Annotated in this window: 17 protein-coding genes and 2 pseudogenes; 12 read left to right on the plus strand and 7 right to left on the minus strand. The window is 71.0% G+C overall.

What is annotated here, in order from left to right; all coding sequences use genetic code 11:
- The first annotated feature begins 10 nt into the window (after positions 1-10).
- The 4 genes from kdpB to ACZ6O5_RS27810 all read left to right on the plus strand — a co-directional run bounded on the left by kdpB (position 11) and on the right by ACZ6O5_RS27810 (position 6,403).
- Entirely contained in the window at positions 11-2,203 is a 2,193-nt protein-coding gene (gene kdpB / locus ACZ6O5_RS27795) for a potassium-transporting ATPase subunit KdpB (RefSeq protein WP_465980755.1), read from the plus strand.
- Between the two features lies 1 nt (position 2,204).
- Positions 2,205-3,086 (plus strand): potassium-transporting ATPase subunit C, encoded by an 882-nt coding sequence (locus tag ACZ6O5_RS27800; RefSeq protein ID WP_465980757.1) that lies wholly within the window; start codon positions 2,205-2,207, stop codon positions 3,084-3,086.
- Positions 3,087-3,158: 72 nt separating this feature from the next.
- Complete coding sequence (locus ACZ6O5_RS27805; RefSeq protein WP_465980759.1) at positions 3,159-5,711, plus strand: sensor histidine kinase; 2,553 nt, start codon at positions 3,159-3,161, stop codon at positions 5,709-5,711.
- A complete protein-coding gene (locus ACZ6O5_RS27810) occupies positions 5,708-6,403 on the plus strand; it encodes a response regulator (protein WP_465980761.1) in 696 nt (231 codons plus the stop codon). Before ACZ6O5_RS27805 ends, ACZ6O5_RS27810 begins: the two co-directional genes overlap by 4 nt.
- Positions 6,404-6,507: 104 nt before the next feature.
- On the opposite strand, the pseudogene ACZ6O5_RS27815 reads toward ACZ6O5_RS27810, so the two are convergent.
- Positions 6,508-7,038: pseudogene (locus ACZ6O5_RS27815) on the minus strand (substrate-binding domain-containing protein); the annotation flags it as partial.
- A gap of 316 nt (positions 7,039-7,354) precedes the next feature.
- On the opposite strand from ACZ6O5_RS27815, the pseudogene ACZ6O5_RS27820 reads away from it, so the two are divergent.
- A pseudogene (locus tag ACZ6O5_RS27820) lies at positions 7,355-7,663 on the plus strand (lactate utilisation protein LutB domain-containing protein); the annotation flags it as partial.
- Positions 7,660-8,262 (plus strand): LutC/YkgG family protein, encoded by a 603-nt coding sequence (locus ACZ6O5_RS27825; RefSeq protein WP_465980763.1) that lies wholly within the window; start codon positions 7,660-7,662, stop codon positions 8,260-8,262. The pseudogene ACZ6O5_RS27820 and the gene ACZ6O5_RS27825, both read left to right, overlap by 4 nt.
- A 303-nt stretch (positions 8,263-8,565) precedes the next feature.
- Here the strand turns inward: ACZ6O5_RS27825 and ACZ6O5_RS27830 are convergent, their stop codons facing one another.
- The 3 genes from ACZ6O5_RS27830 to ACZ6O5_RS27840 all read right to left on the minus strand — a co-directional run bounded on the left by ACZ6O5_RS27830 (position 8,566) and on the right by ACZ6O5_RS27840 (position 12,534).
- The gene (locus ACZ6O5_RS27830; protein WP_465980765.1) at positions 8,566-9,561 is read right to left on the minus strand and encodes a hypothetical protein; all 996 of its coding nucleotides are present in this window, start codon (positions 9,559-9,561) and stop codon (positions 8,566-8,568) included.
- Positions 9,562-9,953: 392 nt separating this feature from the next.
- Positions 9,954-11,411, minus strand: a complete 1,458-nt coding sequence (locus ACZ6O5_RS27835) for an SDR family NAD(P)-dependent oxidoreductase (RefSeq protein WP_465980767.1) — start codon at positions 11,409-11,411, stop codon at positions 9,954-9,956.
- 241 nt (positions 11,412-11,652) lie between these two features.
- A complete protein-coding gene (locus ACZ6O5_RS27840) occupies positions 11,653-12,534 on the minus strand; it encodes a LysR family transcriptional regulator (protein ID WP_465980769.1) in 882 nt (293 codons plus the stop codon).
- A 189-nt stretch (positions 12,535-12,723) separates the two neighbouring features.
- Here ACZ6O5_RS27840 and ACZ6O5_RS27845 point away from each other — a divergent pair, with 189 nt between their 5' ends.
- From ACZ6O5_RS27845 to ACZ6O5_RS27855, 3 genes are all read left to right on the plus strand, one after another.
- Positions 12,724-13,515 carry a GNAT family N-acetyltransferase gene (locus ACZ6O5_RS27845; RefSeq protein ID WP_465980771.1) on the plus strand — a complete coding sequence of 264 codons (792 nt, stop codon included), beginning with the start codon at positions 12,724-12,726 and terminating at the stop codon, positions 13,513-13,515.
- A 251-nt stretch (positions 13,516-13,766) separates the two neighbouring features.
- Positions 13,767-14,708, plus strand: coding sequence for an ATP-binding cassette domain-containing protein (locus ACZ6O5_RS27850; protein WP_465980773.1), 942 nt, complete (start codon positions 13,767-13,769; stop codon positions 14,706-14,708).
- Positions 14,709-14,731: 23 nt separating this feature from the next.
- The gene (locus tag ACZ6O5_RS27855) at positions 14,732-15,454 is read left to right on the plus strand and encodes an ABC transporter permease (RefSeq protein WP_465980775.1); all 723 of its coding nucleotides are present in this window, start codon (positions 14,732-14,734) and stop codon (positions 15,452-15,454) included.
- Between the two features lie 57 nt (positions 15,455-15,511).
- Here the strand turns inward: ACZ6O5_RS27855 and ACZ6O5_RS27860 are convergent, their stop codons facing one another.
- The 3 genes from ACZ6O5_RS27860 to ACZ6O5_RS27870 form a co-directional block, all read right to left on the minus strand.
- Positions 15,512-17,344 carry a VWD domain-containing protein gene (locus ACZ6O5_RS27860; RefSeq protein WP_465980777.1) on the minus strand — a complete coding sequence of 611 codons (1,833 nt, stop codon included), beginning with the start codon at positions 17,342-17,344 and terminating at the stop codon, positions 15,512-15,514.
- A gap of 250 nt (positions 17,345-17,594) precedes the next feature.
- Complete coding sequence (locus tag ACZ6O5_RS27865) at positions 17,595-17,750, minus strand: hypothetical protein (RefSeq protein ID WP_465980778.1); 156 nt, start codon at positions 17,748-17,750, stop codon at positions 17,595-17,597.
- A gap of 169 nt (positions 17,751-17,919) precedes the next feature.
- The gene (locus ACZ6O5_RS27870; RefSeq protein ID WP_465980780.1) at positions 17,920-18,492 is read right to left on the minus strand and encodes a hypothetical protein; all 573 of its coding nucleotides are present in this window, start codon (positions 18,490-18,492) and stop codon (positions 17,920-17,922) included.
- Positions 18,493-18,571: 79 nt separating this feature from the next.
- Here ACZ6O5_RS27870 and ACZ6O5_RS27875 point away from each other — a divergent pair, with 79 nt between their 5' ends.
- The 3 genes from ACZ6O5_RS27875 (at position 18,572) to ACZ6O5_RS27885 (ending at position 20,506) form a co-directional block, all read left to right on the plus strand.
- The gene (locus ACZ6O5_RS27875) at positions 18,572-18,727 is read left to right on the plus strand and encodes a hypothetical protein (protein ID WP_465980782.1); all 156 of its coding nucleotides are present in this window, start codon (positions 18,572-18,574) and stop codon (positions 18,725-18,727) included.
- A 717-nt stretch (positions 18,728-19,444) separates the two neighbouring features.
- The gene (locus ACZ6O5_RS27880; protein WP_465980784.1) at positions 19,445-19,966 is read left to right on the plus strand and encodes a hypothetical protein; all 522 of its coding nucleotides are present in this window, start codon (positions 19,445-19,447) and stop codon (positions 19,964-19,966) included.
- A gap of 297 nt (positions 19,967-20,263) precedes the next feature.
- The gene (locus ACZ6O5_RS27885) at positions 20,264-20,506 is read left to right on the plus strand and encodes a tetratricopeptide repeat protein (RefSeq protein ID WP_465980896.1); all 243 of its coding nucleotides are present in this window, start codon (positions 20,264-20,266) and stop codon (positions 20,504-20,506) included.
- Positions 20,507-20,518 lie beyond the last annotated feature (12 nt).

The raw sequence follows: 20,518 nt of genomic DNA on the forward strand, positions 1-20,518 counted from the left end.
AGAGAAGGACATGACCACGTCCACGCCGGCGCCGCACGGCACCGCCGACGCGGCCACCGCCGGCACACCCGCCACCCAGGGCAACCGGGTCGGAGGCGGCCTGCTCGACCCGGAGCAGCTACTCCGGTCCCTGCCCGACGCGCTGCGCAAGCTCGACCCGCGCACGCTGTGGCGCAACCCGGTGATGCTGATCGTCGAGATCGGCGCGCTGTTCACCACCGTGCTCGCCGTCGCCGACCCGTCGGTGTTCGCGATCGCCATCGCGATCTGGCTCTGGCTGACGGTGCTCTTCGCCAACCTCGCCGAGGCGGTCGCGGAGGGCCGGGGCAAGGCGCAGGCAGCCACGCTGCGGCAGGCGAAGAAGGACACCGTCGCGACCCGGCTGGTCGGCTGGACGCCGGGCGCCGCCGCGAACACCTACCGGGACGAGGCCGTCCCCGCGCCGGAACTCAAGCAGGGCGACGTCGTCCTGGTCGAGGCCGGCACCGTCATCCCGGGCGACGGTGACGTCGTCGAGGGCATCGCCAGCGTCGACGAGTCGGCGATCACCGGCGAGTCCGCCCCGGTCATCCGGGAGTCCGGCGGCGACCGCAGCGCGGTCACCGGGGGGACGAAGGTCCTCTCCGACCGGATCGTCGTGAAGATCACCCAGAAGCCGGGGGAGAGCTTCATCGACCGGATGATCGCGTTGGTCGAGGGCGCCAACCGGCAGAAGACGCCGAACGAGATCGCGCTCAACATCCTGCTGGCCGCCTTGACGATCATCTTCCTGCTCGCGGTGGTGACCCTTCAACCCCTCGCCATCTTCTCCAAGGGCTACCAGGCCGCCGCGCCGGACTCCGGGGCGATCACCGACGCCGGCGTCACCGGCGTCGTGCTGGTGTCGCTGCTGGTCTGCCTCATTCCGACCACGATCGGCGCGCTGCTGTCCGCGATCGGCATCGCCGGCATGGACCGCCTCGTGCAGCGCAACGTGCTGGCCATGAGCGGCCGGGCGGTCGAGGCGGCCGGCGACGTCAACACGCTGCTGCTGGACAAGACCGGCACGATCACCCTGGGCAACCGGCAGGCCGCCGAGTTCGTCCCGGTCGAGGGCCGGACCGCGGCCGAGGTCGCCGACGCCGCCCAGCTGTCCAGCCTGGCCGACGAGACGCCCGAGGGACGCTCGGTGGTGGTGCTGGCCAAGAACGAGTACGGGCTGCGCGAGCGCGAGCCCGGCCTCATCCCGCACGCCACGTTCGTGCCGTTCACCGCGCAGACCCGGATGAGCGGCGTCGACCTCACCACCGACGTCGGTGAGGGAGCGGCGCGCCGGGTCCGCAAGGGCGCCGCCGCCGCCGTGATGAAATGGGTACGCGAGAACGGCGGCCACCCCACCGAGCAGGTCGGGCAGATCGTCGACGAGATCAGCGGCATCGGCGGCACGCCCCTCGTCGTCGCCGAGCACGTCGACGGGGAACCGGCCCGCGCCCTCGGCGTGATCCACCTCAAGGACGTGGTCAAGGCCGGCATGAAGGAACGGTTCGACGAGATGCGCCGGATGGGCATCCGCACCGTGATGATCACCGGCGACAACCCGCGCACCGCGAAGGCCATCGCCGACGAGGCCGGCGTGGACGACTTTCTCGCCGAGGCCACGCCGGAGGACAAGCTCGCCCTGATCAAGAAGGAGCAGGAGGGCGGCCGGCTGGTCGCGATGACCGGCGACGGCACCAACGACGCGCCCGCCCTCGCGCAGGCGGACGTCGGCGTGGCCATGAACACCGGCACGTCGGCCGCGAAGGAGGCCGGCAACATGGTCGACCTCGACTCCGACCCGACCAAGCTGATCGAGATCGTGGAGATCGGCAAGCAGCTCCTGATCACCCGCGGGGCCCTGACGACCTTCTCGATCGCCAACGACATCGCCAAGTACTTCGCGATCATCCCGGCCATGTTCGCCGGCATCTACCCGAGCCTGGACACGCTGAACATCATGCGCCTGTCCAGCCCGGAATCGGCGATCCTGTCGGCGGTCATCTTCAACGCCCTGGTGATCATCGCGCTGATCCCGCTGGCCCTGCGCGGCGTGCGCTACCGCCCGGCCAGCGCCTCGAAGCTGCTCAGCCGCAACCTGTGGCTCTACGGCCTCGGTGGCATCGTGGTGCCGTTCGTCGGCATCAAACTCATCGACCTGCTCATCCAGTTCGTCCCCGGGATCTGACATGCGACTTCCCAGTTGGCTCACCCAACACCTGGCCGCCCTGCGCGCCGTACTCGTCTTCACCGTGCTGCTCGGCCTGGCCTATCCACTCGCCCTTGTCGCAGCCGGGCAGCTACCCGGCCTGTCCGGCAAGGCGGACGGCTCCCTGATCACCGTGAACGGCAAGACCGTCGGCAGCTCGCTGATCGGGCAGTCGTTCACCGACGCGGACGGCAACCCCGTCCCGCGCTACTTCCAGTCCCGCCCCTCCGCCGCCGGCGACGGCTACGACCCCACCTCCACCTCGGCCAGCAACCTCGGCCCGGAGAGCGTCGTCGACACCCTCTCGACCGACCCGGAGGCAGCCTCCGAGAGCCTGCTCACCCAGGTCTGCGCCCGATCCAAGGCGGTCGGTGAACGGGACGGCGTGGACGGGCGGCGGCCCTACTGCACTCAGGACGGGGTGGGCGCGGTGCTGGCCGTGTTCCGCGCCGACGGCCTCACGGGCCGCATCACCCGGGTGGTCAGCGTCAACCAGGTCGCCCCGGCCACGCCGTTCGTCAGCTCGTGGCAGGGCGTGCCGGTCGGGCTGGCCAAGCCGGACGAGGACTACGTCGCCGCCGGCGGACTGATCGTCCCGGTCCGGGGCGACGCGCCGGCGGAGCCGGCCGTGCCGGCCGACGCGGTCACCGCCAGCGGCAGCGGCCTCGACCCGCACATCTCCCCGGCGTACGCCGACATCCAGGTGGCCCGGGTCGCGCGCGAGCGCGGCGCGGACCCCGCAGCGATCCGGGCCCTGGTGGAGAAGCACACCACCGGCCGGTCGCTCGGCTTCATGGGCGAGCCCGGCGTGAACGTGCTGGAACTCAACCTCGCGCTCGATGAGAAGTTCCCCGCCCGCTGACGCACGACGTCGGGCAGGGCCGGCCCCGGGTCGGCCCTGCCCGAACCGTCCACACCAGAGAGGATCTTCTGCGTGTCACGAGGAGAGCTTCGTATCTATCTGGGGGCCGCCCCCGGCGTCGGCAAGACCTACGCCATGCTGGAGGAGGCCCAACGGCGGGCCGAGCGTGGCACGGACGTGGTGATCGGTTTCGTCGAGACGCACGGCCGTAAGCACACCGCCGCGATGATCGGTGAGCTGGAGCAGCTGCCCCGCCGTACGATCACCTACCGAGGCGCCGAATTCACCGAGATGGACCTCGACGCCGTCCTCGCGCGCCGGCCCGAGGTGGTGGTGGTCGATGAGCTGGCCCACACCAACGTCCCCGGCTCGCGGCACGACAAGCGCTGGCAGGACGTCCAGGAGCTGCTCGACGCCGGGATCAGCGTGTTGACCACGGTCAACGTCCAGCATCTGGAGTCGATCAACGACGTCGTCGCGCAGATCACCGGCACCACTCAGCGCGAGACGGTGCCCGACGAGGTGGTCCGCGCCGCCGAGCAGGTCGAGCTGGTGGACATGACGCCGGAGGCGCTGCGCCGCCGGATGGCGCACGGCAACATCTACCGCCCCGACAAGATCGACGCCGCGCTCGGCAACTACTTCCGGGTCGGCAACCTCACCGCGCTGCGCGAACTGGCGCTGCTCTGGCTCGCCGACAAGGTCGACGAGCAGCTCGACGCGTACCGCTCCCAGCAGGGCATCTCGGACACCTGGGAGGCCCGGGAACGGGTCGTGGTCGCGCTCACCGGCGGCCCCGAGGGCGAGACGCTGATCCGCCGGGCGGCCCGGATCGCCGCCCGCAGCAAGGGCGCCGACCTGCTCGCCGTCCACGTCGCCCGCAGCGACGGCCTGGCCGGCGCCGACCCGGCCCAACTGGCCCGGCAGCGGGTGCTGGCGGAGAGCCTCGGCGGCACGTACCACCAGGTCCTCGGCACCGACGTGCCGCAGGCGTTGCTCGACTTCGCCCAGGGCGTCAACGCGACCCAACTCGTGCTCGGCGCCAGCCGACGGGGACGCCTGGCGCAGGTGTTCTCCCGCGGCGTCGGCGTGACCACCACCGCCCTGTCCGGCGCCATCGACGTGCACCTGGTCACCCATCCGGAGGCGGGTCGGGGCCGGCGGACGCGCGGCGTCCCGGCGGCGCTCTCGCGCCGCCGCCGACTGCTCGGCTTCGCCCTCGCCGGGTTCGGCATGCCGCTGCTCACCCTGCTGCTGCGGACGCTGCCCGACCTCACCCTGACCAACGACATCCTGCTCTTCCTCGCCGGTGTGGTCGGCGTGGCGCTGGTCGGCGGCCTGTGGCCGGCGCTGGTCGCCGCGCTCGGCGGCTCGCTGCTGCTCAACTGGTACTTCACCCCGCCCTACCGGACGCTGACCATCGCCGAGGCGGACAACCTGCTCGCGCTCGGCGTCTTCGTCGCCGTCGCCCTCGCGGTCAGTTGGGTGGTCGACGTGGCGGCCCGCCGTACCCGGGAGGCGGCCCGTGCCTCCGCCGACGCGCAGACCCTCGCCGTCGTCGCCGGCGGGGTGCTGCGCGGGCAACGGCCGCTGCCGGCCCTGCTGGACCGGCTCCGGGAGACCTTCGGCCTGCGTGCGGTCAGCGTGCTGGAGTTGACCGCCGAGGCGGAGGGGCGACCCGGCCGAGCCCGCGAGGAAGGCGCCTGGCGGGTCGTGGCCAGCGTGGGGGAGACACCGGCGTGCAGCCCCAGCGCGGGGGAGACAGCGGTACCGGTCGACGACCGGCTGACCGTCGTGCTCTCCGGCCGTCGCCTGGAGGCCGCCGACCGGCGCATCGTCGAGGCGTTCGCCGCCCAGGCCGCCGTCGCGCTGCGCCAGGAGCGCCTCGCCGAGGAAGCGGCCACCGCCCGCCCGCTCGCCGCCGCCGACCGGATGCGCACCGCGCTGCTCGCCGCCGTCAGCCACGACCTGCGCACGCCGCTGGCCTCGGCCAAGGCCGCGGTGAGCAGCCTGCGCAGCCACGACGTCGAGTTCGACGCCGACGACCGGGAGGAGTTGCTGGCCACCGCCGACGAGTCGCTGGACCGGCTCGGCCGACTGGTGGCGAACCTGCTCGACATGAGCCGGTTGCAGGCCGGTGTGCTGGGCGTCAGCTCGACGTCGATCGGGCTGGAGGACGCCGTACCGCGGGCGCTGGACGAACTGGGTCCGATGGCGGCCGACGTCACGACCGACATCCCGGCGGACCTGCCGGCCGCCGAGGCCGACCCGGGGCTGCTGGAGCGGGTGCTTGTCAACATCGTCGCCAACGCGCTGCGGCACAGCCCACCCGGGCAGCCGCCCACCATCACCGCCAGCGCCCACGCCGGCCAGGTCGAGCTACGGGTGATCGACACCGGCCCGGGCATCCCGCAGGACCAGTGGGAGCACGTGTTCCTGCCGTTCCAGCGCCTCGGCGACCGGGACAACCAGACCGGGGTGGGGCTCGGACTCGCCCTGTCCCGCGGCCTGGCCGAGGCGATGGGCGGCAGCATCACCCCCGAGACCACCCCCGGCGGCGGTCTCACCATGGTGCTGCGGCTACCCGCCACTACGCCGGCCACCTCGGAAGAGCCGTCCGAATGACCCGGATCCTCGTCGTGGACGACGAACCGCAGATCCTGCGCGCCCTGCGGATCAACCTGCGGGCCCGCGGCTACGACGTGGAGGTCGCGGACAGCGGCGCGGCCGCGTTGAAGGCCGCCGCCGGCCACCCGCCGGACCTGGTGGTGCTCGACCTCGGCCTGCCCGACCTGGACGGCACCGACGTCATCCGGGGGCTGCGCGGCTGGACCGCCGTGCCGATCATCGTGCTGTCCGGCCGGGCCGGCAGCGAGGACAAGGTCGCCGCGCTGGACGCGGGCGCCGACGACTACGTCACCAAGCCGTTCGGGGTGGACGAGCTGCTCGCCCGCATCCGCGCGGTCACCCGCCGCCTCACGGCTACCGCGGCCGATGCTCCGGCGCCCGCGACGGCCGCCCCCAGGGTGGGCCGGCACACCGTCAACCTCGCCGACCGGACCGTCACCCGCGACGACGGTGCCGAGGTCCGGCTCACCCCCACCCAGTGGGCCATGCTCGACAAGCTGCTGCGCCACCCCGGCAAGCTGATCAGCCAGCGGCAGTTGCTGCACGACGTGTGGGGACCCGAATACCAGCACGAGACCAACTACCTGCGGCAGTACATGGCCCAGCTGCGGCGCAAGCTCGAAGACGATCCCGCCCGTCCCCGGCACCTCATCACCGAACCGGGCATGGGCTACCGCTATCGGCCCTGAGCGCGACCGCCTGGCGCGCTGGCCCGTCCGGTGGGCTTGACCCCGACGCAGCGTCAACCCTCGATGCTGGCTGCCTCACCTCGTCGGCGGCGCAACCGCCCAGCTCAGGTGGTCGGCCCGGGGGTGCTGTCGCGCAGCACCGTGTGGGTGGCGACCGGCGCGATCCGCGGATCGGCGGGGCTGGCCAGCGCGATCCGGATCGCGAGCAGGCCGACCTCGTGCATCGGCACGGCGACCGTGGTGAGCGGCGGCGTGACGTCCGTGGCTGCGGCGATGTCGTCGTACCCCGCCACCGCCACGTCCGTGCCGGGGGTCAGTCCAGCGTCGCGAAACGCTGCCATCGCGCCGATCGCCATGACGTCGTTGACGGCGAAGACGAGCAACCCGCGGTCCACCCCTCGATCGGCGAGTTCCCGCCCGGCGGCGTACCCGCCGGCACGGCTGAACTCGGCCTGGAGCACGTACCGGTCGTCGAGGCCGAGGTGGAGATCGCGCAGGCCGTCCACGAAGCCGTCGCATCGGTCGCGGGAGGTCCGCACCCGACGGCCGGCGTGAATCAGTGCGAACCGTCGGTAGCCGCGGCCGACGAGGGCCCTGGCGAGCTCCCGTGCCCCGCCGTAGTTGTCGATGCGTGTGGAAGGGCAGGTCGTGCTGACTGATCACGACGACGCTGCCGCCCGTCCGCCGATAGGTGCCCAACTCCTCGACGAGGGCGGGACGGGTGCCGGTGCCGTCGATGCGGCTGCCGGTGAGAATGATGGCCCGAGGGCGCATTCCCCGCACGGTACGGACGATCTCCAGCTCCCGCTCCGACGAGCGGTCGGCCACCGCCGTCATGACGATCAGCTCGGCCGCCTCGGCTCCCTCGATCACGCCGCCGGCGATGGAGGAGAAGTACGGATCCTCGACGCCGCTGACCACGAGCGCCACCGTCCTGGTCGATCCCCGCACAACGCCTCCCTGCCGTACGCGTCAACGCTCTGCGGAGCCTGCTACGACGCCTGCCCAGTGATGATCGACATTCCCTCCATCCTGGTGCACCTGCGCGCCGAGGCACCCCATCCGAGAGCGGAGGCGGCAGCGATGGCCGCTGCCGCGTACACCATGGATCATCCCGCCGTGTACGCGACCGCGCAGCGCGCCGCGAAGCTGAGCCGGCGCGGACGCCGCCTGCCCTGGCCGCTGTCCGGCTGGACGGCCAGCCGTGACCTGCCGGACCCGCCCACTCAGACCTTCCGCCAGTGGTGGGCCGGGCGGTGAACGCGCGAGAGGAGATCCTCGGTCGGCTCCGCGCCGCCCTCGGCGAGCCCCGACCCGCACCGGACGAGGTGTCCCGCGCCTACCGGGCCGCCGGCGCCGTCGCGGTCGACCTGGACGTGCTCGTGCACCGGCTCACCGCCTACCGGGCCACCGTGCGCCGGTGCTCCGACGCCGAGGTCGCCCGGGTGGTCGAGGAGGTGCTCGGCGGCCGGCAGGTGGTGGTGCCGGTCGGGCTGCCCCGGCGCTGGCTGCCCGACGCCGTCCGCACGGTGCCGGACGAGGATCTCCCCGCGGCGCGGATCGCGTCCGTGGACGGCGTCGTCACCGCGGCGGCGGTGGGCATCGCCGAGACCGGCACCATCGTGCTCGACGCCGCCCTGGACCAGGGTCGCCGGATCATCACGCTGCTGCCCGACCTGCACGTGTGCGTGCTGCGCGCCGACCAGGTCGTCGCCACCGTGCCGGACGCGCTCGCCCGCCTCGACCCGCGCCGGCCGTTGACCTGGATCAGCGGGCCGTCCGCGACCAGCGACATCGAACTGAACCGGGTCGAGGGCGTGCACGGCCCCCGAAACCTCCACGTGATCATTACAACCTGAGGAGCGACCCCATCTGTCGGATCATGGGTTTCAGGCGCTCAGTGGGCCCAGGGCGACGGACCCGTGACCCGCGCTCGGAGGCCCGCGACGGGGCTGAGCACCGACCCGGGCGCGGCGGTGACCGAGGCGCTGCCGGCGAACCGCCGCCGGCTCTCCTGCCGAGGGCCGCGACTGCCGCCGCGGAACGGGATGGGCTCGCCCCTGCCCCGGCGCAACCAGCGCAGCGTCAGGAAGACGAGGGTGACCATCGGGACGTCGCCGAACGCGCCGGCAGCGCCGACGACCAGCGTCCGGCACGGCGGGTCAGCAGAACGGGGTCCCGAGTTCGAAGCGTCCCGGGTTCCGCACATCGTCGATTGCTCCCGAGGCGCCGCTCCGCGCCAGGATCCTCTGGTAGCTGGCGTGCCCCTGAGAGATCAGCGCTCCATCGGCGTCCAACGTGCTGCGGTCGACGCACCTCATCGGACTGACTGAGAAGGGATGACCGCCGTCGTCTATGACGATGTGCCGGGCCTCGTCCCCGATGTGGTAGTCGATCTGGATCTCGAAGGACACCGCCGATCGGGTGGTCATCGACCGGATGACCACGACGTCCTGAGCGGCGTCTTTGATCGTGAGGGTCTTCTTCAGGAAGTAGGGCTCGCCCGGTTTGTAGTCTCCATTGTCGTCGTCGAGCGCGATCCGTGCCTGCGGTTCGACGTCGTCGAAGTTGAACACCATCTCGGCGGTGTTGCCGCCTTCCTGCGGGGGGACCAGCAGCAGCGTGCCGTCGTACGGCCTCTGGTGGTGGATGTTGACGGGCTTGATGCTGTCGACTCGGATTGGCTGGTTACGGCGGCCTTCGACAGCCAGCCGCAGCGTCTGCTTCGGAACCTCGGCGCCGCCGACCGCCCGCAGTTCGCCGGCGAGCCGGTCCAGGGTGTACCCGTCCACCTCCGGCACGGTGTACGACGACTTCGCCAGGAAGCTCTTCTGCGCGGGGGTCAGGGCGACTCCGTCGGGCAGTGCGATGATCCAACCATCATTCTCATGGGTGATGGTGTAGCGGACATCATCCTTGGCCCGCGTGACCTCACGGATCCGGTCCTTGGCGGCCGGGCCGTCGACCACCTCGCGCCCCACCCACACCAGGAGTGTGCCGAGAACACCGGTGACCACCACGGTCGCCACGCCGGCGATCCAGGCGGCCGGCTTGCTGAGGCGCCGCCACCACGGCACGGGAGACTGCTTTTTCGGTTGCCTGTTCGGTGGGACCGCCTTCGTCGTACGCGCCGTTGCCTTCCGCTTCTTCCGCGACATCCTGCGCTCTCCTTGGAATCCGCATGCCGCCCCATGTCGGGGCGCCCACAACTGCCGGACGACATCCTGACAGCGCAGAGTACAGAGGCGATCACGCGGATCGAAGCAAGGTGGCTCCTGTTCGCTATGAGCGTTTCGCATGCAGCCGTTCATCGGCGAGCCGCTCCTGCTCAGCGGCCGGCACCGAGTTGTGCCCGCTACCGCTCTCGGCGACGGCGGGCGAGGTGCGCCACGATCTACCCCCGGCCTGAACGAGCAAATCCCCTGACGCGGCCGTCCGCGTCGAATGCTTCAATTCCCGCCAGTCGGCCGGTCTCGTCGTTGGGCCGATCCCAGCCCACGCCGTGGTTGCTCTCCTGGCACCGGCAGGGCTGGGTGTGGTGGGGCGCTGATCACCAGGCGCAGGGCGCGTAGTCCTTCAGGAAGCAGCCGTACAGGTCTTCGCCCTGTTCGCCGCGGACGATCGGGTCGTAGACCCGGGCCGCGCCGTCGACCAGGTCCAGTGGGGCGTGGAAGCCGGCGTCCGCCAGCCGCATCTTTGTCGGGTGGGGCCGTTCGTCGGTGATCCAGCCGGTGTCGACGCTGGTCATGAGGATGCCGTCGGCCAGCATCTCCTGGGCGCTGGTTCGGGTGAGCATGTTCAGCGCGGCCTTGGCCATGTTGGTGTGCGGGTGCCCCGGCCCCTTGTAGCCGCGGGCGAACTGGCCCTCCATCGCCGACACGTTCACCACGTACTTCCGGCGGGCGGTTGCTGCGGCCATCGCCGGTCGCAGTCGGCTGACCAGCACGAACGGGGCGGTCACGTTGCACAACTGCACTTCGAGCAGCTCGACCGGGTCCACCTCGTGCACCCGCTGCACCCAGCTGTTGACCGGGTCGAGGTCCGGCACCAGACCGCCGGCGTCGATGGCGGTGGCTGCCGCGATCCGTTCCGGCGAGGCGGAGCCGCTGGTCAGCGCCAACGCGGTGAGCGCCTGCGGGGTGACCGTGGCCGACTGCGGCGAGGCGATCATGCCCGAAGGGTCGCCCTGGCCGGTAGGTTTGGCGAACGTGATCAGCTCCGGCAGGGGGCCGTCCGGCAGGGCCGCCGCCTCCGCGGCGACGAGCTGCGCGTATGCCCCGGGCGTGCGGCGGACGGTCTGCGCCGCATTGTTGATCAGGATGTCGAGTGGCCCCTGGGCGCTGACCGAGTCGGCGAGGGCGATCACCTGGGCCGGGTCTCGCAGGTCGATCCCGACGACCCGCAGGCGGTGCAGCCAGTCCCCGCTGTCCGGCATCGCGGCGAATCGGCGGACCGCGTCGTGCGGGAACCGCGTGGTTACCGTGGTGTGCGCGCCGTCGCGCAGCAGCCGCAGCGCGATGTACATGCCGATCTTGGCTCGGCCGCCGGTGAGCAGCGCACGCCGGCCAGTCAGGTCGGTGCGGGCGTCGCGGCGCTCCCGGTTGAGCGCGGCGCAGGGCGGGCAGAGTTGGTGGTAGAAGGCGTCCACCTCGTGGTAGCGCTGCTTGCAGACGTAGCAGCCGCGCGGATTGTGCAGGAAGCCGGCCGTGGCACCGACGGTGGAGGAGGCGAGCGGGATGCCCTGGGTCTCGTCGTCGATCCGGTCCGGGGCGCCGGTGGCGGTGGCCGCCGTCACCGCGCGGTCGGCCGCCGCGATGGCGTCCCGCCGTTCCTCGCGTCGCCGCTGCTTGATCACCTTGTAGAGCTTCGCGGTGGCCCGTTGCACCCGCACCACGTCGGGGTGATCCGGAGGCAGGCTCTCCAACGCCTCGAAGACGCTGAGGCAGGTCTCCAGCCGTTCGCGGTCAATGCCGTCTTGACCGGTTTCGGTAATGTTGTCCGCCGTCATGCGTCGCTGTCTCGTCCCGTTCCCTGCGCCGGATTCCCCCGGCCCACCCCAAGTCCGACCCGGAACTGTACGCACCACACGGCCTCCGACGCATCCCGCCTCTGTGCAACGGCCCACGAGGAGACGAGGTCGTGACGTCACCCGCAACCGTGGCACGCGTACCGGTTGCCGGTCTGCGCGTCGCTTCCGGAGTCGCGCGACGGGGCGTCCCGGCGCGGGAGGGAACCGGCGTGCGGACGTTCTACCGCGGTGCCTCGGCGGCGGCCTGGACGAAGGCGCGTACCAGCGGGGTGTCCCCGCTGGTACGCCACACCGGCGCGTACCGCATCACCGGTGCGTCGGTGATGGGCAGGAAGACGATGTCGTCCCGCCGCCGGGTGGACGCCACATCCGATCCGACCGGTGACACGATGCTGCCGCCGGCGATCGCCCGGAAGGCTTCCTCCAGCGTGAGGATGCCCAGTCCGCGCCGGACGGGTCGGCCGGTAGGTGTGGTGGACGGGGTGTGCGCCTCCCAGATGTAGTCCGGGATGGGTCCTTCGGGGTAGACGACCGGATGGTCGCCGAGATCCTCCAGCTCGGCCCGGCCCCGTTCGGCCAACGGGTGGCCGGCGCCGACCGCCAGGACCAGTTCCTCGCTGTGCACGACCGGCCCGACCGTGAGGTCGGGCTCGCGGACGGGTAACCAGAGGATCGCGATGTCGACCGCGCCGGACCGCAGTGGTCCGAGCGGGTCAATCGGCAGGATTTCGCGTAGGCGCAGCTCACTCTGCGGGTGCCGCTGTCGGAACAGGTCGAGGATCGCCTCGATCGACTGGTAGTGGGTGGCCATCGTGCCGACCGTCAGCGTGCCGGTCTGGCCGCGGGCGGTTGCGGTGGCCTCCTCGATACCCGCGAGGATCTCGCCGTAGCCGGCGCGGAGGCGGTCACGTAGCCGCTCGCCGAGCGGCGTGAGTCGGACGGCGCGGCTCGTGCGCTCGAACAGTCCGCCACCGATCCGGCGTTCCTGCTGTTTGATCGATTGGCTGACCCGCGACTGGGACACGTGCAGGCGCTCAGCCGTGCGACCGAAGTGAAGCTCTTCGGTCAGCGTCAGGAAGATCTCGATGTCACGCAGTTCCACCAGCCGGCCCCACCTTCGATCATCGCGGCCCCGGTTCGGCAGTGTAGGTGCACGACCGTCTCCGGTTGCGCGAGCGTGACCTGCGGCACGGGCCGTCGCGGCACCCGTTTCCGATCGATTACCGGTGGCTAATGCGGCGGTGCGATCTTCGGCGTTGTTCGGCCGGGGCGGCCGGACGATGGTGGACGCATGAGCGAACGCCTGATCGACGTCGTGGCGGAGCCGGGCCGTCCCGGGATCTCCCGCTGGCGTGCGGTGACGCCCTCCGGCGTGGTGGCCGGGGTCGTCGACCTGCGTCCGGTCCTGCCGTTCGACGAGTCGCCGGTGGTGGTGCGGGCGGGCGGCCTCGGGCTGGACCTGCACGTGGAGCCGCGATGGCGCCGACGAGGCATCGGTTCGACGCTGCTGACCGCGGTCGTGGAGAACGCGGTGGGACTTCGGCTGGTCGGGGACGTCGCCGCGGGTTCGGCCGGGGAGTCGTTCTGTCTGCGTCACGGTTTCCGGCGCGTCGGATCCTGGGGCCGTGACCTGCTCCCGTGCTGCGATGTCCACCGCGCCTGGCTGGGGGAGCTGGTCGACGTCGAGCATCCCAGGTACCGGCTGCGCCACTGGACCGGCGACCTGCGCGGCGCGGCCGGGGTCGAGCACCTGCTGCGACGCCCGAGCCACCCCGGTGAGGCGGTGGTGAGCGCCGCGGAGACGGACGGCGGCGTGGTCGCGTACGCGCTGGCGACGACGGGCTCGCCGCTGCGGCGCCGCGCCCGCCAGTACGGGCCGGTCGTGCTGGTCGGGCATCGCGGACGGCGGCTGGGCGTCTGGGTCAACGCCGCGCTGATCCAGCGACTGTGTGACGTCCACCCGCATGTCGAGGAGATTGAGACCCGAACCGCCGACGGTGACCTCGGCACGCTCGCCCTGCGTCGGCACCTGGGCTTCCACCCGGTCGGGCGCAGCGTCCGCTACGAACTCGCCCTGCCGTAACCGCCTTATCCGACCCGCACCCGACGGTACGGGCGGCTGCGGCGTGCCACCGAAGAGAGGTTTGTCATGAAAGATCTGGTCGGCCAGCGAAAGTACGTCGGCTCCGCCGGAGACCGGGGTCCTCCGGATGATCACCACCGCCGTCCGGTCCCACTCACGTCAATGTTCAAGGAGTTCCCTGCTGTGTTTGCCAAACCTCCTGCTGCCGTCGCGGTGCGCGACGGTGCTGCGGCCCCCGCTGAGGTGATCCCGTGACACTCCCGGCGATATCGGTCTCCGGCCTGCGTAAGGCGTACAAGGACAAGGTCGTCCTCGACGGCGTCGACTTCGAGGTCCGGGCGGGAACGGTGTTCTCCCTGCTCGGACCCAACGGCGCGGGTAAGACGACGACGGTGAACGTGCTGACCACCCTGGCCGGCGCCGACGCCGGCACGGTTCGGGTGGCCGGCCACGACCTGGCCACCGACGCCAAGGCGGTCCGCGCGGCCATCGGCGTCACCGGCCAGTTCGCGGCCGTCGACGACCTGCTGACGGGCCGGGAGAACCTCCGGCTGATGGTGGACCTCAACCGGAGCGTCGTCGTTGACGGCGAGCGGATCGTCACGGACCTGCTGGACCGTTTCGAGCTGACCGCGGCGGCGGACAAGCCGGCCTCCACCTATTCGGGGGGCATGCGCCGCAAGCTCGATCTGGCGATGACGCTGGTCGGCAACCCGAAGATCATTTTCCTCGACGAGCCGACGACCGGGCTGGACCCGCGCAGCCGTCGCACCATGTGGTCGATCGTGCGTGACCTGGTCGCCACCGGCGTGACCGTCTTCCTCACCACGCAGTACCTGGAGGAGGCCGACCAGTTGGCCGACCACGTGGCGGTGCTCGACCAGGGCCGCCTGGTCGCTCAGGGCACCCCGGAGGAGCTCAAACGCCTCATCCCCGGCACCTACGTACGACTGCGGTTCGCCACCGTGGCCGAACTCGACGCCGCCACGTGGGTCTTTCCCGGGGCGACCCGCGACGACGACGCGCTGGCCCTGCGGGTACCCGCAGACGGCGGCACGAAGTCGCTGCGGGCACTTCTGGACCGGCTCGACGAGCACTCCCTCAGCGCCGAGGAGTGCTCGGTGCACACCCCCGACCTCGACGAGGTCTTCCTCGCCCTCACGGGCCACACCACGGAGGTGGACGCGAGGTGAGTGCCACGTCGCATTCGCTGGTCATGCTGCGCCGCAACGTCAAACACCTGATCCGTAACCCGACGTCGGTGTTCAACGCCGTCCTGATGCCGATCATCATCATGCTGATGTTCGTCTACATGTTCGGCGGCGCCTTCGACGTCGGCGTCGACTACATCGACTACGCGACGCCTGGCCTGATCCTGCTGGCGGTCTGCTACGGGCTGGGCGGTACCGCGACGGCGGTGAACTCCGACATGACCAAGGGCATCATCAACCGGTTCAAGGCTATGGACGTGTCCCGCGGTGCGGTGCTGACCGGCCACGTCGTCGCCAGCGTGCTGACCAACATGATCGCCATCGCGGCGCTCGTCGCGGTGGCCCTTCTGCTGGGCTTCGACCCGACGGCGAACGTGACCGACTGGCTCGCGGTGGGTGGCGTCGCGCTGCTGCTGGCGATCGCGGCCGGCTGGTTCACCGTCGCGCTGGGCCTGTTCGCGAAGTCGCCGGAGACGGCGGGTATGGCCGCCGTCCCACTGGTCATGCTGCCGTTCTTCAGCAGCGCCATCGTGCCGTCCGACAAGATGGGCCCGGGCCTGCGGCAGTTCGCCGAGTACCAACCCTTCACACCGATCATCGAAACCATCCGCGGGCTGCTCGACAGCTCGCCCGACACCACCGACGCGGCGATCGCCGTCTCCTGGTGCGTGGCGATCGCGATCGTCGGCTACCTGTGGGCGCGCTCCACCTTCACGAAGCGCGCATAGGAACGACAGCCCCGCCGGGGGCGGCCCGCGACCTGCGGGCCGCCCCCGGCGTCGCCGCTACCGGTTGCCGTTGACGACCGGAGGGACCAGGCCGACGTACGTCAGGGCGGCCCGGCCGCCGACCACCGCGACGTCCAGCGTGCAGGCGTCGAGCCACTCCTGGCGGACCTGGTACTGCAGGCAGGTGGCCTCCGCCCGCTTGCGGAGGTCCTCGTTGAGGTCGCGGGCGAAGAACGGCGCGGACGGGTTGCCCGAAGCGACCGCGCCGCAGGGTGCCAGCAGGGTCCGGGTCGGGGTGACCCGCCAACTGGCGCCGAAGCGCTGGTAGAGGTCGTCGAAGGTGAGCGGGACGGCGAACTGGGTGCCGTCCTTGGCGGCGAGGCGCTTGGGGTCGCCGTCCGGGTTGCCGAGCAGGCCGACCACCGGGGTCGGATAGGTACCGAGGCCGACGGACACGTCGATGTAGCCGCTGTTGACCGTCACCCGGATGCTGTTGCCGCCGGCGTCCGTCACCACGTAGACGTTGCCGATCCGGTGGATGTCCACGCCGGATGGCAGATGCAGGGCGCCGTCGGACGGAAGGTCCCTGGTCCGGCCGTCCACCACGAGGCTCTTGCCGTCGCACAGGGCCACCTTGGTGCTGCCCATCCGCGCGGCGACCGAGCGGTCGACCGAGGCGTTGGGCCAGGTCGGTGCGCCGGAGGCCTTGCGGGTCTGCACCTCGAAGCCGCTGCCGGCCTGCGCCTCGACGAAGTCGCCGGAGGCCTGGAAGTCGTACAGCAGGCCGGCGAACGTGTGCTGGTGGGTGTCGCCGATGACGGCGGCCGCCGCGCAGTTGGTCGCCGCGCCGCCGGCGGTGTTCTCCACGAAGACGACCGCCGGGCCGGGCGCGGTGGCGGCCGGCGCGGGTGAGCCGAAGTTGAGGTTGTTGGTCTCGCCGGTGAAGCCCTGGGCCGCGCAGATGGGCGCCGCCGTGCCCCCGTAGGTGATTCTCGTGCGGACGTTGAGCGACGCGCCAGCGTTGAAGGCTGCCGCGCCTCCGCCGTCGCTGTTGCCGCCGTAGCCGAACACGTTGAACTCCGACGTGGTCCAGCCGGCCGCCGCGTTGACCGAGTTGGAGCCCGCCGCGGTGTATGCGGTCGAGCCGACGAACAGGGTGGCGCTGTCACTGGTCGCGCTGACCGTGCCGGTCAGCCGCAGCGCGCCCAGGTTGGTGATCGGCTGATTGGGTACGGCGGTCGCGCCAGGGCTGTTGCGGTAGCAGTAGATGTCCGGGTCGCCGGTGAACGAGAACTGGGTCCAGCCGCCGGCCGGGCAGGCCGCGTTGTACTGCAGCAGCCAGTACTGGATGAACACCTGGCCGCTGGAGCCGTTGTTGGCGTAGACGAACTGCTCCCAGCCCCGGCACCCGAGGTTGGGCGATCCGGTACAGGCCGTGCTGGTGAAGAAGTCGGTGTTGATCTGGAGGGTGTAGGCGTCGGCGACGGGCGGCCCGGCGTTGGCGATGGGTGAACTCTCGCTCGTCACGTTCACGATGTTCTCGAACGTGCCGGACGACTCGGAGATGAATCCACTCGGCGCCTGGGCGGAGATGTCGTTGCCGTTGCCCACCACCAGCGGGCGGATGCTGCGCTTGGGGGTCATGGGGATCGCCGGTGCGGCGACGCAGTCGGACTTCTGCCAGGCCAGTCGGGGGTAGCCGGCGGTGAAGCAGCCCTTCGCCGACGGGTGCGGGACGTTCGTGATCTCCGCCTGCCACGCCCTGAGGTTCGTGGGGGAGGGCGCCGCGTACGCAGTGGCGGCGGAACCGCCCACGGCGACCAGCACCGCCAGCGTCGATACGCAGGCCAACCTGCGGGTCGCCCCGCGTGTTCGCGCGAAAAGCCCCATCGCCGATCCCTTCGCCAGCCGGCAGTGACGTCACCGGACGCGAGAAGGCAACCATTGATGGGCGCCTGGATACGCGTTATGACGATGTTGTGACAGGCGGGAAGTGTGCGCTCTGGTGAGCGCGCCGGGCGCGGTCGCCTGACTGCCGGTCACCGGCACACGCGCACGTGGTCGACGAGCATCCGCGCCGGGTTCGGCGTCGACGCGTCCGGCGGGCCGGGCCAGTCGCCGCCCACGGCCAGGTTGAGGATCAGATGGAAGGGTGGTCGAACACCCACGGGTCGCGGGTCGTCTCCACCGTCTCCCTGCTGTCGTAGCAGACCGGCGTGCGGTCGACGAGGAACCGCAGCGCGCGTCGCTCGCCGGGCGCGGGGGCGAGCGTCACCGCCGGGAAGCGCGCCGGCACGCCGGGGGCAGGACGAGTCGGCCCTCCGTCCGGGCCAGCGCACCGAGCGGCGGCCGATGTCCAGCACTGCGTCGAACGGGCGGACCCTGGTCGCCGGGCGCGGCGTCCTCCTCGTGGAGCATCGACGCGCGGTGACCGTGGACTCACCGCGACCGATGTGTCCACGGCCTCACGGCGCGGCGGTCACCGGCGGTGGCTCCTGGCCGCGGACGGCGAGGATCTGACCGCCGTACTCCTCCTTGGTCGCCTCGAACGTGTCGCGGAAGGCACGGAACCGCCGCGTCAACTCGGGGGCGGGAAGTGGCCCGTCCGACTCGCTGTGGAACACGCGCAGCGTCTTCTGCAGCCGGACCGCCTCCTGGTGCCCGAGCAGCGACTGCTCCCAGTCCCGCAGAAGCTGCTGCCCGAGCTGCCCGGCGGCGGCCACGAACCCGAGCACCGCCGGCACCCAGGTCGGTGCCGCGACCGCGAGCGCCAACGGGACTGCCAGCGCTGACAGCCCGGACGTGAACGCCAGGCACCGGTGCCGGATCGCCCGGACACGGGCCGTGCGCACGACCCACGCTATGTGACCCTGCGCCCAGTCCAGGTAGTCGCGTTCGGCGCGGCTCAGCTCCCCCGGCGGCTCGTAGCGCCGGAACGCGCGCGGATCGGGGCGGCTCTCCTCGGTCAGCAGGGTGCGGACCACGGTCAGGACCGCCGCCAGGGTCAGCAGCGGCACGGCCCGCCTCGGTCGCGGCATGCGCACCTCCAGACATTCCACCCTGCAAGGTAGGACACGCGCGCCATCGACCCACCTCCCCCTGTCGTACGGTGGATCGATGTCCGACATGGTGGAGCGCATCCGGCGGGCCTGCCTGGCGCTGCGCGAGGTCAGCGAGCGGCTCAGCCACGGCACCCCGACCTGGTTCGTCCGGGGGAAGAAGTCGTTCACCACCGTCCGGCTCGACGGCCACCACCAGGACCAGTTCCTCTAGCTGTGGTGCGCCGCGCCGGCTGGCGCGGCCACCGAGCTGGTCGCGGCGAACGCGCGCACCTACTTCCACCCGCCCTACATCGTGGGTCGCGGCTGGGGCGGCGTCCGAGTGCCATGCCAGCCCTCACGGATCTGACCTTTCTCTCGCGGGCGGTGATGCCGTGGTCGGCTCGTGTCTCCGCCCGATGTCGCCATGTGACTACGGAAGTCGGGCCGCCGTTGCCGCGTGGCATCACCCAAGCGCCGGCAGGCGCTGACCTACCTGGTCGGGTTGCTGTAGCCGCTGGCGAGCAAGAACGGCTGAGGCCGCTGGTGACGCCACGCCGGATCGGATGCAACGGCACGGGTGTCACCAGCAATTCCGGACTGGTTGCCGCGTCCCCGTCAGTGTCCGAGAAAGCGACCAACGCGTCCACGAAAGCCTGGGCGTCTGCAGGGTCTGGCAAGACGAATGACCCACGGCGATGACGGAGCACGATTCGTCCGACGCGTACCGAACCTATGCCGTCAGTCCGATGCGACGTGTGCGGGCCGGCAATGAGCCGTGACCGGTTTTCACTTCCTCGGTGGACTGGCCATATGCGTCCGCCGTCCCCAAGGAGACGCAGCCGTGAACCGTTGCCGCCCGGCATCATCTGACAAGAAGTCAGCCTACTCTCTTCTGCAACCCCGAGCCGACGGGTGCGACCGTCGAGCCGGAAGACGTTGGAGGCGCAGCATGAGGAAACTCTTGAACCCGCTTACGGCGCTGGCGCTCGCCGCGGGACTTATTATCGTGTCGCAGGGCGCCGCCTATGCAGATCCGCTGCCACTGACGTTTCAGATCAGGTCCGTCCAGTGGGGGACCTGCGCTGGAACGGACATCAACGCGCCCTATCCGATGGTCGGTCGCGGCTGCAATACCGCCTCGCTGGACCAGCGCTGGGTCTATAACCCGCTGACCGAGCAGATCACCAATGGTCGGCTCAGTCTCGTGGGCCGGTGCCTGACCTTCGAGAACGGTCCGGGTACGGGGCTGGTGAAAATCCTCCGGATGGAGCCATGTGATGCCTCCGACATCACCCAGAAATGGCATCAAAGCCCGCCCATTCCGGGTCAGCCGGGCGGTGTTGCCTATGCGCTGATCACGAATTATCAGTACGCGGGTCATTCTTATCTGCTGAACGATGTGGCTGGCGTCAATTTCAAGTGGTATCTGGAGAGCAACTCGGGGTCGGGCTTCACCTTCCCGGTCCTCTAGGGCATCGTCCGCCGGCCGAGGTGCTCCGGGCATCGTGGTCGGCGGACTCTTCGGTTCGCCGAGGTGCGGGCTGCAGCCCTGGACCCCAGGTGGTGGTGTCCGGCGGCCGGTAACCATCGCCTGCAACACATCCGGCGGCGCGTCCTCGATCTGCTTCCGTAAAGGGTCTATGCAACATGCCCATCGCGGGCAAGTCGTACGCCGCTCCAGCGGACGCAATCCCCGGGCGTCGGTCTTCTGAGGCAGGCCCTGGAGTCTTACCACCGGCTCAGCGACCGCACCGGTGCGGGGTGGGCACTGTACTACCTCGGCGAATACGAAAAGGGCACCTCGCACTATCGACGGGCGCTCGAAGCGTTTCGCGCCGAGGGCGATCGCCGCGGTGAGGCATGCGTGCTCAACGGCCTCGGCGACGCGGTCCCCGCTCGGGAGCGCATCGAGCAGGCCCTGATCCTGTTCACCGACCTGCAGGTGCCCGAAGCCCGCGAGATCCGCACTGCTCTCGGCAGCGCCTCCTCGGCGGCGTCACACACCTCATGAGGTGAGGCCGGC

It is taken from the genome of Micromonospora sp. NPDC049201 (assembly GCF_055586805.1).